This window comes from Streptomyces sp. SBT349, assembly GCF_001083795.1.
Taxonomy (GTDB): Bacteria; Actinomycetota; Actinomycetes; order Streptomycetales; family Streptomycetaceae; genus Streptomyces.
In genome coordinates this window covers 1-11,932 of sequence record NZ_LAVK01000243.1, presented here as the reverse complement: position 1 = coordinate 11,932, position 11,932 = coordinate 1, and the positions used below count along the sequence as shown (strand labels likewise).

Below are 11,932 nucleotides of genomic sequence, written 5' to 3'. Positions count from 1 at the left end.
CCTCAGGGACCCTCCCGCCCCTCGCGTCCACCCCGCGAGGGACCGTCAACTGCCCGGCCGCGCACGCCGCGACCGCGCCGGCGCACGGCCGGGCGTCAGCCCGCGAGGGCCGCGGTGACCTGGCGGTGGGTCTGCTCCGCGACGCGGGGGCTGGTCGCCGCGTAACTGGTGTAGGCGTTGAGCCCCGTGGTCAGGGCCCAGCCACGGCCGCGCAGCCAGGTGGCGTCGTCGACCCCGAGGGCGGCGCGGAAGGCGGGCCTGGTCCCGGCGGTCATGAGCGTGAACGCGATGGTCAGGTCGATGGCGGGGTCGCCGGTGCCGAGGCCGCCGAAGTCGATGACCGCGCCGAGCCGACCGCCGTCGACCAGGAGGTTCCCCGTGTGGAGGTCTCCGTGGAACCACACCGGCGGGCGGTCCCAGGCCGGAGCCGCGAGGGCCGCCTCCCACAGCGCGGTGAGGGCCCCGGCGTCGAAGACGTGACGCGCGGCGGCGATCGCGGCGCGGGTGCCCTCGTCGCGCGCGGCCAGGTCGGCACCGTCCAGCTCCGGATGAGGTCCGGGGGCGAACGTGTCGGCGGGCGGGATCCGTTGGAGGTCCGCCATGAACTCCGCCAGCCGCACCGCCGTCGCCACGGGATCCGCGAAGCCGTCGACCGTCGCCGTCTCGCCCGCGAGCCACCGGGTGACGGACCAGTGCCACGGATAGCCGAGCCCCGGCACGCCGAGGCCGAGCGGCTCGGGGATGGGAACCGGCAGGTGGGGGGCGATGCGCGGGAGCCACACGTGCTCCTTGCGCGCCTGCCCCGCCGCCCAGTCGCCCCGGGGCAGCCGCACCGACAGGGACTCCCCGAGGCGGAAGATCACATGGTCGGACCCGGCGCCGTCCACCAGGGCGAGCGGCAGATGCGCCCACCGCGGGAACTGCGCGGCGACCAGCCGCCCGGCCAGCTCGGCGTCGACACCGTTCGTGACGGCCATCCGGGCCCCTTCCCCGCGGTCACCCTCACCGGACGGCGCCCATCCCAGCAGCACCGCCCCACCCTGTCGACCGGTTTTCCGGGGGCGCGCCGTTCCCCGCCGCTCAGGCCGTGCTCGCCGTGCCCACCGTGCTCACCGTGCTCGCCGCGACGGGAGCCCGGTCCGGGGTCAGGGCCGGGTGGGTGGCGATCACCTCGGTCAGGGCTTCGAGGCCGTGGCGGATCAACAGGTGGTCCCTGCTGCCGCCGCGCACGCAGCTCAGCAGGCGCCGGAACAGCGGCGTCCCCGCCGTCACCGGGAGGCGGACGACCGGGTGGGAGGCGGGGATCTCGGACAGGCGGGGGAAGAGGGAGACGCCGAGGCCGTGGCCGACCATCGCGGAGATGGCCGACCAGTCCTGCACATGGTGCGTCACGCGGGGCGTGAACCCCTCCGCCGCGCAGAAGACCATGACCCTGCGGTGGTGGTCGCAGCTGTCGGGGAGCGGCAGGACCCAGTCCTCGCTCGCCGCGTCGGCCAGCGGGACCACCTCGCGGTGGGCCAGGGGGTGCCCGGCGGGGACGAGGATGTCGAACGGCTCCTCCACCAGCGACTTCTGGTCGAAGCGCGAGTCGCCCGGGTGCGGGAAACCGTCCGGCGGGGCCAGCACCGCGATGTCGGCGTCCGTGGACATCAGCATGTCGAAGCCCGCGGCCGCCTCGCACTCGGTGACCTCGACCGTGAGGCCGGGGTACCGCTTGCGGAGCAGGGCCGTGGCCGGGGCGATGAGGCCGGTGACGGCGCTGGGGAAGCCGCACAGCCGCAGCAGCCCGGCCTCGCCCCCGCGGTAGGCGGCGAGCGCGGACTCGGCCTCCTCCCAGCGGGCGAACAGTGCGTCGCCGTGCTCGATCACCAGGTGCGCGGCGCTGGTGAGGCGGATGCCGCGGCCCTGGGGCTCGATCAGCGACACCTTCAACTCGCGGGCCAGTTCGCGCAGTTGGTGGGAGACGGCGGAGGGGGTGAGATGCAGGGCGGCGGCTGCCGCGGTGACCGTCCCGTGCTGGTGCACGGCCCGGAGCACATGGAGGCGGCGCAAATCAATCATGAAATCATTTTGCACATATCTTCCGAGAAACGTGAAATGGACGCGCACGGTCCCTCGCGTCGACACTCGACTCATGACCATCACGACACGCACGAAGAGGACCCCCGTCGAGGTCTCCCGCCACACCACCAGCGAAGGAACCGTCGTCTGGAGCCGCTGCCCCGCCTGCGGCCGGCTGCGGATGGTCCTCGCCCCCGACGACCCCCGCACCCCGCCCAGCGTCTCGGGCACCGCGACCCCCGGTTGCCAGGACTGCCTGTAACCGGCCGTCTCCCCTACGCTTTTCCCAGGTGAGCGGCGAAAGCCCTGGCGGCGAGGCGGTGGTGGCGGTGACCGGCGAGACAGGGACGCTCAGATCGTTCCGAACGGCCTGCCATCAGGCGGCGGGCAGCACCCCCGGCGTCACCTTCTACGAGCTGACCGAGGCGGCGGGCGCGACGGCGTTCCACTCCGCCGCGATGAGCGAACGCCGCCTGCGCCACCGCGTCGTCTGCCGCCCCAGGGGCGGCCTGGTCGCCTTCGCCGCGCCGCCCGCGTTCCCGGGCTCGGCCGTGCTGCACTTCCGCGAACCGCCGCGCTGGGCCGAGGTGTTCACCGTTCACGGCCTGCGCGTGCTGGACGCGGCGGCGCTGGCCACGCCGCTGTCGGCGATCGACCGGGACGGCCTGGACGAGACCGACCAGCACGCCGCGAGGCGCTGGCGCCCCGGCACGCTCGGCGAACTGCTGTTCAACTGGTGGGAGCGGCCAGCGTCGCCAGGAGCGCGGGCAGGGCGCCCAGTCCACTGATGCGGCGCAGGCCGGGCGGGACGGCCACCGTCCGGTCGCCGAGGCGGTCCAGCCAGACGCCGTGGAGCCCCGCGGCGTCGGCCGCCGCGGCGTCGGTGTCCGGGCGGTCACCGACATAGGCCACGGCGTGCGGCGGCAGGTTCATCGCCGCGCAGACCGCGCGGAACGCCTCGGGCGCGGGCTTGGCGTGGCCGACCTGGTCGGAGCAGACCAGCACCTCGAACCGGTCGCGGATGCCGAGGGCGCGCAGCCTCCGGTCCTGGTGCGAGGCGTCGGAGTTGGACAGCAGGCCGTGCCGGTAGCGGGGGGTGAGGGCGGCCAGCGCGGGCAGCACATCCGGGAAGAGGCCGTCGGCGTCCTGGCGCAGCGCGAGGTAGCGCCCGAACCAGGCGTCGGCCGCCGCGTCGCTCATCTCCGCGCCGGTGCCGAGGAACGCGCGGACGCGGGCGCGCCGCTGCCCGGGGAAGTCGATCCGCCCGGCGAGGAAGTGCGCGAAGTGCTCCTTCGTCGTGCGGCGCCACCGCCGGAGCGCGTCCTCGGGGGTGGGGAAACGTTCCAGCAGCCCCTCGGCCTCGAACAGCCGCAGCGCCGCCGTCCGGTCGGTCCCGGCGTAGTCGAAGAGGGTGTCGTCGATGTCCCACACCACGGCGCTGATCCCCATGACGTGGACCGTAGCATCGGGCCGTGCGCATCATGACGTGGAACCTCTGGTGGCGGTACGGCCCCTGGGAGCGGCGCCGGACGGCGATCCTCGCGACGCTGCGGCGTGAACGCCCGGACATCTGCGGCTTGCAGGAGGTCTGGGAGGCGGGCGGCGAGAACCTCGCGGGCTGGCTCGCCGGGGAGTTGGGGATGCACTGGGCGTGGGCGCCGGGCGAACCGTTTCCCCACTGGCGTTCCCGGCTCGGCGAGGACCTGCCGGGCGTGGGCAACGCGGTGCTCAGCCGGTGGCCCATCGCCGAGTCGGCGGTCGAACGGCTGCCGGTGGCGGGCGGTCCCGAGGAGGTGCGAACGGCGCTGTTCGCGCTGGTCGAGGCCGAACGCGGGCGGGTGCCGTTCTTCACCACGCATCTGCACTCGGCGCAGGGCGGGTCGTCGGTGCGGTGCGCACAGGTGCGGGCGCTGGCCCGGTTCGTGGCGGAACGGCGCGGCGCGGGAACGCTGCCCCCGGTGACCACGGGCGACTTCAACGCGGAGCCGGACTCGGACGAGTTGCGCCTGTTCGGCGGCTCCCTGACGGCGCCCGCAGTGCCGGGTCAGGTGCTGCTCGACGCCTGGCGGGTGGCGGACCCGGGCGGCCCGTGGGCCACCTGGGACCCGGCCAACCCCCATATCGAGGGACCGGCGGGCTTCAAGGCCAGGATCGACTACATCCATGTCGGCCTTCCCGGCCCGGACCGCCTCGGCCACCTCGTCTCGGCCCGCCGCGCGGGCGACGCCCCCGAGGACGGCACCTGGCCCTCCGACCACACGGCGGTCCTCGCGGAGCTCAAGGGCTGAATGACGCAACGACGCAACGACTCGACGGCTCACGCCCGGCGTCGCGCAACGATCACACGGTCCGACCCCCACGCCACGCAACGGCCGCGCCGTTCGCCCTGCCCGGCGGGGCGGGTGTCACAGGGGCCCGGCCGTGGGGCCGTCGGGGCGCCGGGCGCGCTGGTCGACGACGGCGCGGGCCACGGCGGCCGACTCCTCCGCGTCGAGGGTGCGCACGCCGTTCTCCGTGATCAGCATGATGAGCGGGTAGTACTTGCGGGTGAGGTCGGGGCCCCCGGTCGCGGTGTCCTCGTCGGCCGCGTCGTAGAGGGCCTGGACCGCGGCGGTGGTGATGTCGTCCGCGCTCATGTCCGGTCGGTACAGCTTCTTCAGCGCGCCCCTGGCGAACGGCGAGCCCGAGCCGGTGGCGGCGAACTCGCGCTCCTCGTGCGGGCTTCCCGCGACGTCGAAGGAGTAGATCCGCCCGCGCCCGGCGCCGGTGTCGTACCCGGCGAAGAGCGGGATGACGGCGAGGCCCTGCATCGCCAGGCTCAGGTTCCCCCGGACCATGGCGGTCAGCCGGTTGACCTTGCCGACCAGCGACAGGGAGACGCCTTCGACCTTCTCGTAGTGTTCGAGCTCCAGCTGGAAGAGGCGCACCATCTCCACGGCGATGCCGACCGTGCCGGAGATCCCGACGGCGGAGAACTCGTCGGCGGCCACGACCTTCTCCGCGTCGCGGTGGGCGATCATGTTCCCCTGGGTGATGCGCCGGTCGCCCGCGATCAGCACGCCGTCGGCGTACGTGGCGGTCACGATCGTCGTACCGTGCGGGATGTGCGCGGCCCGCCCCCCGGCCCCCGCGCCGGTCGGGGCCGTGAGGCGGGCGGGCAGCGCCTCGGGCACGTGGCGGGTGAGGAAGTCGAGGAACGACGGCGGGCCCGGCGCCAGGAACCCTGCGGGCAGCCGGCCCCAGTCGGAGACATCGGCAGTCATGGCTCTCCCCTTCCTGCTGCGAACTGCGACCCATCGTAGGCGTATCCCGTGGTGACCGCGCTGACTCCATGACGCCGGCCGCCGCCCCCGGAGGTTGCCCAACCGCTATCGAATGTAGTACTTCTTATACATGAGCGAGCAGGTGCACAACAGACTGTCCGTGCTGCGCGCGGAGCGGAACGTGACGCGGCGGGCGCTGGCGGAGGCGGTCGGGGTGCACTACCAGACGATCGGGCACATCGAGCGAGGGCAGTACAACCCGAGCCTCGACCTGGCGCTGCGGATCGCGGCGCACTTCGGCCTGCCCGTGGAGGCGGTGTTCTCCCTGGAGCCGTTCCGCCCGCTCACGGACGAGGTGTACGGGACGACGGGAAGGGACAGGTCATGACGGTTCAACCCACGCGGTACGACCGCGCGATGCTCGACGTGATGAACCGGGAGGAGCCGAGGAGCTGGCACGCCCGGCGGGGGCAGCGGCGGGTCTGGACGGTGGCGCACATGGCGCTGACCGTCGCGACACCCGCCGCCTTCCCCCTCGCCGGGGAGAACGCGGTGCTCCTGATCGCGCTCGTCGTCCCGCTGGTGCTGGCCTGGTGCGTGTGCACCGGCGTGCTCAACTCCTCCACGCGCGGGCTGCTCGAACTGCGCGCCCGCGTACTGGACGAGCGGCAGCTGGCCGAGCGCGGGCGCGTGCACACCGTCGCGCACCGGGCGCAGACGGGCCTGATGGCGGCCGGGCTCGGCGGTCTCGGCCTCGCCCACCTCGTCACCGACGGCGGCGTGGACCCGCTGGCCCCGGCCGCCGTGCTCGTCGGCCTCCTGCTGACGCACTGGCTGCTGCCCCTGTGGACGGCGGCCCTGCGGGCTCAGGACGAGCCGACGGCCGACGAGGAACCCGCCGGAACGACGGCCGGCTAGGACTCCGCCGGAACGACGGCGGGCTGAGGGCCCTGGCCGAGGAGGAGGTGCGCCAGCGCGGCCAGGTCCGGCAGGGGCTCGCGCGCCGCGCGGTCCTCGATCAGGCGGCGCAGCCCCGGCGTTCGGAGCCTCTCCGCCGTGCGCAGCGCCCACATGCGGACGCCCGGGTCCTCGTCGACCAGCAGCCGGGCCATCAGCTCGGCGGCCAGCTCCGGCTGGCGTTCGAGCGCGCCGGCCACGGCGACGCGGACCACCGGGTTGGGGTGGGCGAGGCCGCGGCGCAGGACGGGTCCTGCCCGGTCGGGCGCCAGGCGCCCGGCGTGCGCGATCGCCTCGGAGGCCGGCCCGAGGTCGGCGCCGTCCGCCCGCTCGATCAGGTCCTCCGTCGTGTCGGGTCCGGCCGGGGCCGGGGTCGGCCACCGCCGCCCCGCGAAGAGATACCGCATGGTGCGATCTCCTTTGTGCATACCGGGCGTAGAGCCTGGATTTCAGGCGTGCCCGGCGGATGGAGACATATACGGTATCCGGTGATTCTCCGATCGCGCAGCGGTTTCGCTCTCGCCCGTTGGGGTGGTTTGGCCCGGCGCGGGCCGGGCGGTCCCGGCCTCGGGACCGGCTCAGCGCGGGAGTTGGAAGTCGGCGACATGCAGCGGCGAGGGCGTGGTCCCGCTGGAACGCTCCTGGTAGAGGAAGGACAGCACGCCGTCCACGGCCACCCGCGTGCGGTCCACGACCACCTCGCCGAACGCTCTCCGCCCGCCGCCGTCGTACAGCAGCGACCAGTCGCTCCACCCGGAGGCGGCCGAGGCGGCGGCGATGCGGCCGTAGGGCATGACGGCGTAGGCGTTGTCGTGGGCGTCGAGGACGAGTTGGGATCGCTGGCTGGAGTTCATGGCGATCGGCACCTCCCTCTTGTGCCAGGCGCCGGAGCTGTCGCGGTGGATGTGGAACGGGCGGGCGTAGGCGACGCGTCCGCTCACGTAGTCGGTGACGCACTGCCCGAACCGGCCCGGGACATAGGAGATCAACGCGTGCGGCAGCCCGCCGGAGTCGACGGCCTGCGACTCCTGGTTCATCAGGGCGTGGTCGGGCCCCAGGGGATCCACGACCAGGCCGGCCGCGTTCACCCCGAGGGGCGCGGAGCCGGTGGAACCCACCCGCGCGCCGGCCGCGTTGGTCCAGGTCCTGCCGCGGTCGGCGGAGCGGACGTAGACGGTGTCGTGGTTGGTGAGGTCGGCGCCGCAGGTCACCGCGCCGTTCTGCTCGCGCCAGGTGCCGAAGACGTGCAGGGCGCCGTCGGCGCCGTAGTCCAGGCCGTGGAGGTAGAGGTTGCGGGCCGTACTCGTGCCGCGGGAGGTCGTGTAGGCGCCGGAGGCGGCGCTCCAGTGGCCGAGGTCGCTCCAGCGGTCGCCGTCGTACTCGGCGAGCGCGGCCTGGCCGTTGCCCGACACCCCGGCGCGGTAGGAGAGCTGGAGCCGGCCGTCGGGCGCGACGACGAACTGCGGGTAGGTGAACGCCGAGGTGAGGGCGGTGCCGTCGAGGCTCCGCTGCACCGGGCCGAGCACCGAGGGGTTCCATGCGTGGGAGGTCGGCGAACTCATCAGACCCGCCCCGGACTTGACGTAGAAGTAGCCGCTGCTGTGCGCGTCCATGACCAGGTGGAGGCGGCCGTCGGAGGGTGAGACCCCGGCGGAGATGACGTTGTGCGAGTTGTCGCTGCTGAGGGTGTGGCCGATCCGCGCGGTCTCCCAGTTCGAGGAGTCCTTGGCGCGGCGGGCGATCAGGGCGTTGCGGTCGGCGGTGTACCAGACGGCGTACTGGTGGCCGGCATGGGTGAGCAGGCCGTTCTTCTGGAAGGCGTTGTTGTTGACCAGGCCGTCGTAGGAGACGAAGTAGATGGCGGCCGGGTCGAGCAGGGTGGTGCCCCGGAGGGTGACCGAGGGGGCGGCGGCGGAGGCGGTGGCGCGGGCGCCGGGCAGACCGGTGAGGGCGGCGCCGAGGGCGCCGGCGACCAGGGTGCGGCGGCTCGGGACGAGGGACATGGCCGAACTCCTCTGAAAGGTTTCAATCCCAGTCCCGGGGGACGGTAGAAGCTCAGCCGGGAGCGGTCAAGACACGGCGCGCGCCGCTCTGCCGGCCGCGCGTCCCGCCCACCACAGGGCGGCGGCCCCCGTCGCGAGGCACCAGACGGCGTGCGCGGGGCGCACCGCGCCCAGGCCGCCGCCCGCGTCCGCGCCGGCGGACGCGGCGAACGGGGGCGCGAGCAGCGCGAGAACCACCAGGGGCCCCCGCAAGTACCACAGCGCGGCCTGCATCGGCCCGGTGTTGCCCAGGGGGGTGTCCGCGCCGATGAGGAGGTGGGTCGGCAGGACTCCGCGCGCGGCGCTCACCAGCGCCGCGCCGACCAGGGCCGGGACGCTCAGCAACAGGAGCACGGACGGCGCTTCCCAGGCTCGCGCGCCGGCGCCCACGCCCTCCGGCACCGTGGCGAGCGCTGACAGCGCAAGCAGCAGCAGCGCCGGCAGGATCGCGGCGGCCACCGCCCCGTGGCGCAGGGCGAGCCCGCCCGCGGTCCACGGCAGGTTGGCGCCCCGGCGCGGATCGTCGCTCTCCAGCCGTGCGGGCTCCAGGAGTTGGGCCGCCGCGAGGTAGCCGGCGGGCAGGGCCAGCAGGACGACCGAGGCCGGCGCCGTGCCCGCCCCTGCCGCGAGTACGGCGGCGCCGGACCAGAGCACCGCCCAGAGCGGGCGGCCGGGGGCGCGCAGCAGCGCGGTCGCGTCGCGCCAGGCGACCACGAGCGCCCGGGAGCGCGGCGCGGGAAGCGCGACGGCGCGCACGCCCGGTGCCATGGAGGCCCGCACGGTCGAACGCGCCTGGCGCAGGTCGAGCGCGTAGAGCGACGCGGTCACCCGCCGCGCGGTGCCTGCCTGGGCGCGCAGCACGCGCGCGGGGAGGGCGGGCACCGCCGAGACGGCCGCGGCGAGGGCGGCGGCCAGCGCGCCCGCGCTCAGCAGCGCGCCCAGGGCGCCCGCGGTCCAGCCGGTGCCCCCGGCGCACGCCACCAGCGGCAGCGCCGCCCAGCCCCAGGGCCCGGTCCACAGCGCGGCCGTGCCCGCCACGGCCTCCTCCCTCGCCACCGAGACGGCGGCCAGCACCACCAGCGCGGCGACGCCCCACCGGGCGGCGGCGAGGAGCCCCGCGGGCGCCCCCGGCGGCGCCGGGTGGCGCTGGACGAGGGTGCCGAGAGCCGTGCCCAGGAGCGCGGTGGCCGCTCCGGCCCAGGCCCCGGCCGCCACCGCGCCCCCCAGCGGCCCGCCGCCCGCCGCGTGCAGAAGGAGGCCGAGCACGCCGCCGAGCAGCGCCCCGGCCGCCGCCGAGAAGCAGGCGGAGGCCACGAACCGGGGCAGCAGCAGCCGTCGGCGGAGCAGCGGCTGCGGAAGCAGCCAGGTCACGGCCGCCGCGTCCAGCCGCACGGGTCCGCGCCAGGTGGCCTGGCGGGCCTGCGTCAGCAGGGCGCACGCGGCGAGTGCGGGCGCGGTGGCCGGGAGGGTGGCGAGCACCAGGTCGGCGGTCGGGCCGCGCAGGCTGCCGGACTCGGCCGCCCGCGCCGCGGCCAGCAGGTAGGGAACGCCCCAGGTGGCGCCGATGAGCAGCGTGCAGTAGACGGTGTAGGCGGTGCCGCGGCGGTCCCTGCGCCGCTGGCCCGCGCGCAGGGCGCGCAGATGGTCGAGGGTGTGTGCGGTGCGTTCGCGCGCCGGATCGTGCGACGTGAGGGAGCGCGTCACCGGCTGCCCTCGGGCGCCGGCGCGCCCACGTGGTCCACGTGGTCCAGCGTCCACACGGTCCCTGCCCAGGTGATCCGTCAGGCGCCCCTCGGCCAGTACGAACGCCCGGTCGGCGGCCTCGTCGGCGAGCCCCCGGTCATGCGTCGCCAGCAGCACCGCCGTGCCGCCCGCGGCGGCCTCCGCGAGGCGGCGCGCCAGCGCGCGGCGCGCCGCGACGTCGAGCCGCTGCTCCGGCTCGTCCAGGATCAGCAGCCCGGCGGGGCGGACCCAGGCCGCGGCCAGGGCGAGCAACTGCGTCTGCCCGGAGGAGAGTTCGGCGGGTCTGGCCTCGGCACGGCCGGTGAGGCGGTGCTCGGCGAGGGCGCGTTCGACCGCCGCGTCCGCCGCCGCGCCCAGGCCGTGGGCCAGGGCGACCAGGGCCAGGTGCTCGCGGACGGAGAGGTCCGGGTAGCAGGCGCCCGACTCCAGGACGGTCGCCACCGCCGCCCTGAAGCCCGGGTCGTCCTCGGAGGCCGCGGCGCCCCGGAACGTCACGGTGCCCCCGGAGGGACACTCCCGCCCGGCCGCGAGCCGCAGCAGCGTGGACTTGCCCGAGCCGTTCTCGCCGAGCAGCGCCACGCACTCGCCCGGCGCCACCTCCAGCGCGACGGCGTCGAGGACCCGGCGGGCGCCGTAGCCGTGGGACACGCCGTCCAGCCGCAGCACGGTCTCCGCGGCCTTCCCGCCGCCGGGCCGCTCGCGCCGCCGCCACCACCCGGGCGGGCGGAGGCGGCCCGCCGAGCGGGCCCCCCCGGGACCACCGCGCCCGCCTCCGGTGTCCCGTCCGTCCCGTGCACGCCGCACTCCCGTCCCTCCTCAGGCTCTCCCCCGCGCTCCCTCCAGCATGCCTGGCCGCCCCCGAAGGCCGACCGCCGCCTCCGCACCCGGGGCGGGCGCCGCACAGGGCCCGCACCAGGCGCCGCACCGGCCACCGCACCGGGCCCCGCACCGGCCGGGACGGTCGCACGCGGGAGTCGGGCGGGCGCCGAGCGGGCGCGCGGGTATGCGCGCGCACCGCGCAAGAGGGATGCAGTACGTTCCCCTCATGGCCCAGCCCGTGAAGTCGCCCGTCAGGCCCCAGTCCTCCTCGACCCAGCGCCTGAAGGTGCGCCGCAGGCTCGCCGCCGCGGCGATGGAGCTCTTCGAGGCCAAGGGGTACGAGGCCACGACGGTGGACGAGATCGCCGCCACGGCGGGGGTCGCGCGGCGCACCTTCTTCCGGCACTTCCGCTCCAAGGAAGAGGCGATCTTCCCCGACCACGACGACACGCTGGTGCGCGCGGAGGCCGTGCTGGAGGCCGCTCCCCCGCTGGAGAACCCGATCGACACGATCTGCCGCGGGATCAGGGAGGTCATGAAGATGTACACGGCATCCCCCGCCGTCTCCGTGCAGCGTTACAAGCTCACCCGCGAGGTGCCCGCGCTGCGGGAGCGGGAGATCGCCTCGGTGGCCCGGTACGAGCGGCTCTTCACGCGCTATCTGCTGGGCCAGTTCGACGAGCACTCCCCGCACGACGGGGACGAGCCGCTGCTGGCCGAGGTCGCCGCCGCCGCCGTGGTCACCGCGCACAACCACGTGCTCCGGCGCTGGCTCCGCCGGGACGGCCAGGGCGATGTCGCGACCGAGCTCGACCACGCGTTCGCCATCGTCCGGCGCACCTTCGGCGCGCTGCCCGCGGGTGTCGAGGCCGCGCCCGCGGCCGTGTCCTCGCCGCAGGGCGAGGTGCTGGTGACGGTGGCCAGGACGGATGCCCCGCTGGGCGAGGTCATGCGCACCATCGAACAGGCCCTGCACGGCCGCACCCAGCACGAACGCGCCTGAGCCCGGCGCGCGCCCCCGTTCCGCGCGCCGCCCCCGTTCCACAC

At 75.4% G+C, this 11,932-nt stretch carries 13 protein-coding genes; 6 read left to right on the top strand and 7 right to left on the bottom strand.

All coding sequences use genetic code 11. The annotated features are described in order from the left end of the window. Positions 1-95: 95 nt before the first annotated feature. Together ADY01_RS25105 and ADY01_RS25100 are read right to left on the bottom strand one after the other, a co-directional pair. Positions 96-977, bottom strand: a complete 882-nt coding sequence (locus tag ADY01_RS25105; protein WP_049578051.1) for an aminoglycoside phosphotransferase family protein — start codon at positions 975-977, stop codon at positions 96-98. 103 nt (positions 978-1,080) lie between these two features. Continuing rightward, positions 1,081-2,061 carry a LysR family transcriptional regulator gene (locus ADY01_RS25100; protein WP_049578050.1) on the bottom strand — a complete coding sequence of 327 codons (981 nt, stop codon included), beginning with the start codon at positions 2,059-2,061 and terminating at the stop codon, positions 1,081-1,083. A 73-nt stretch (positions 2,062-2,134) separates the two neighbouring features. Here ADY01_RS25100 and ADY01_RS25095 point away from each other — a divergent pair, with 73 nt between their 5' ends. Together ADY01_RS25095 and ADY01_RS25090 are read left to right on the top strand one after the other, a co-directional pair. Further along, entirely contained in the window at positions 2,135-2,323 is a 189-nt protein-coding gene (locus ADY01_RS25095; RefSeq protein WP_049578047.1) for a hypothetical protein, read from the top strand. Between the two features lie 28 nt (positions 2,324-2,351). Then, the gene (locus ADY01_RS25090; RefSeq protein WP_159001407.1) at positions 2,352-2,849 is read left to right on the top strand and encodes a hypothetical protein; all 498 of its coding nucleotides are present in this window, start codon (positions 2,352-2,354) and stop codon (positions 2,847-2,849) included. Here ADY01_RS25090 and ADY01_RS25085 read toward each other — a convergent pair. Continuing rightward, the gene (locus tag ADY01_RS25085) at positions 2,791-3,510 is read right to left on the bottom strand and encodes an HAD family hydrolase (protein WP_049578044.1); all 720 of its coding nucleotides are present in this window, start codon (positions 3,508-3,510) and stop codon (positions 2,791-2,793) included. The two genes, ADY01_RS25090 and ADY01_RS25085, sit on opposite strands and share 59 nt — an antisense overlap. A gap of 32 nt (positions 3,511-3,542) precedes the next feature. On the opposite strand from ADY01_RS25085, the gene ADY01_RS25080 reads away from it, so the two are divergent. Continuing rightward, a complete protein-coding gene (locus ADY01_RS25080) occupies positions 3,543-4,349 on the top strand; it encodes an endonuclease/exonuclease/phosphatase family protein (protein ID WP_049578053.1) in 807 nt (268 codons plus the stop codon). A gap of 117 nt (positions 4,350-4,466) precedes the next feature. Here ADY01_RS25080 and prcB read toward each other — a convergent pair whose 3' ends face one another. Then, positions 4,467-5,324, bottom strand: coding sequence for a proteasome subunit beta (gene prcB / locus ADY01_RS25075; protein ID WP_049578042.1), 858 nt, complete (start codon positions 5,322-5,324; stop codon positions 4,467-4,469). Positions 5,325-5,454: 130 nt separating this feature from the next. On the opposite strand from prcB, the gene ADY01_RS25070 reads away from it, so the two are divergent. Together ADY01_RS25070 and ADY01_RS25065 are read left to right on the top strand one after the other, a co-directional pair. Beyond that, positions 5,455-5,712: a helix-turn-helix transcriptional regulator gene (locus tag ADY01_RS25070; protein WP_049578040.1), complete on the top strand. Its 258-nt coding sequence runs from the start codon at positions 5,455-5,457 to the stop codon at positions 5,710-5,712. Next, positions 5,709-6,242 carry a hypothetical protein gene (locus ADY01_RS25065; protein WP_049578039.1) on the top strand — a complete coding sequence of 178 codons (534 nt, stop codon included), beginning with the start codon at positions 5,709-5,711 and terminating at the stop codon, positions 6,240-6,242. Before ADY01_RS25070 ends, ADY01_RS25065 begins: the two co-directional genes overlap by 4 nt. Here ADY01_RS25065 and ADY01_RS25060 read toward each other — a convergent pair. The 3 genes from ADY01_RS25060 to ADY01_RS40875 all read right to left on the bottom strand — a co-directional run bounded on the left by ADY01_RS25060 (position 6,239) and on the right by ADY01_RS40875 (position 10,870). Beyond that, positions 6,239-6,688 (bottom strand): HEAT repeat domain-containing protein, encoded by a 450-nt coding sequence (locus ADY01_RS25060; protein WP_049578037.1) that lies wholly within the window; start codon positions 6,686-6,688, stop codon positions 6,239-6,241. The two genes, ADY01_RS25065 and ADY01_RS25060, sit on opposite strands and share 4 nt — an antisense overlap. Before the next feature lie 171 nt (positions 6,689-6,859). Then, a complete protein-coding gene (locus ADY01_RS25055) occupies positions 6,860-8,284 on the bottom strand; it encodes a BNR repeat-containing protein (protein WP_049578036.1) in 1,425 nt (474 codons plus the stop codon). 66 nt (positions 8,285-8,350) lie between these two features. After that, complete coding sequence (locus tag ADY01_RS40875) at positions 8,351-10,870, bottom strand: ABC transporter ATP-binding protein (protein ID WP_063784347.1); 2,520 nt, start codon at positions 10,868-10,870, stop codon at positions 8,351-8,353. Between the two features lie 223 nt (positions 10,871-11,093). Between ADY01_RS40875 and ADY01_RS25045 the strand changes: the two genes are divergently transcribed. Next, positions 11,094-11,888 (top strand): TetR family transcriptional regulator, encoded by a 795-nt coding sequence (locus tag ADY01_RS25045; protein WP_078900588.1) that lies wholly within the window; start codon positions 11,094-11,096, stop codon positions 11,886-11,888. Positions 11,889-11,932 lie beyond the last annotated feature (44 nt).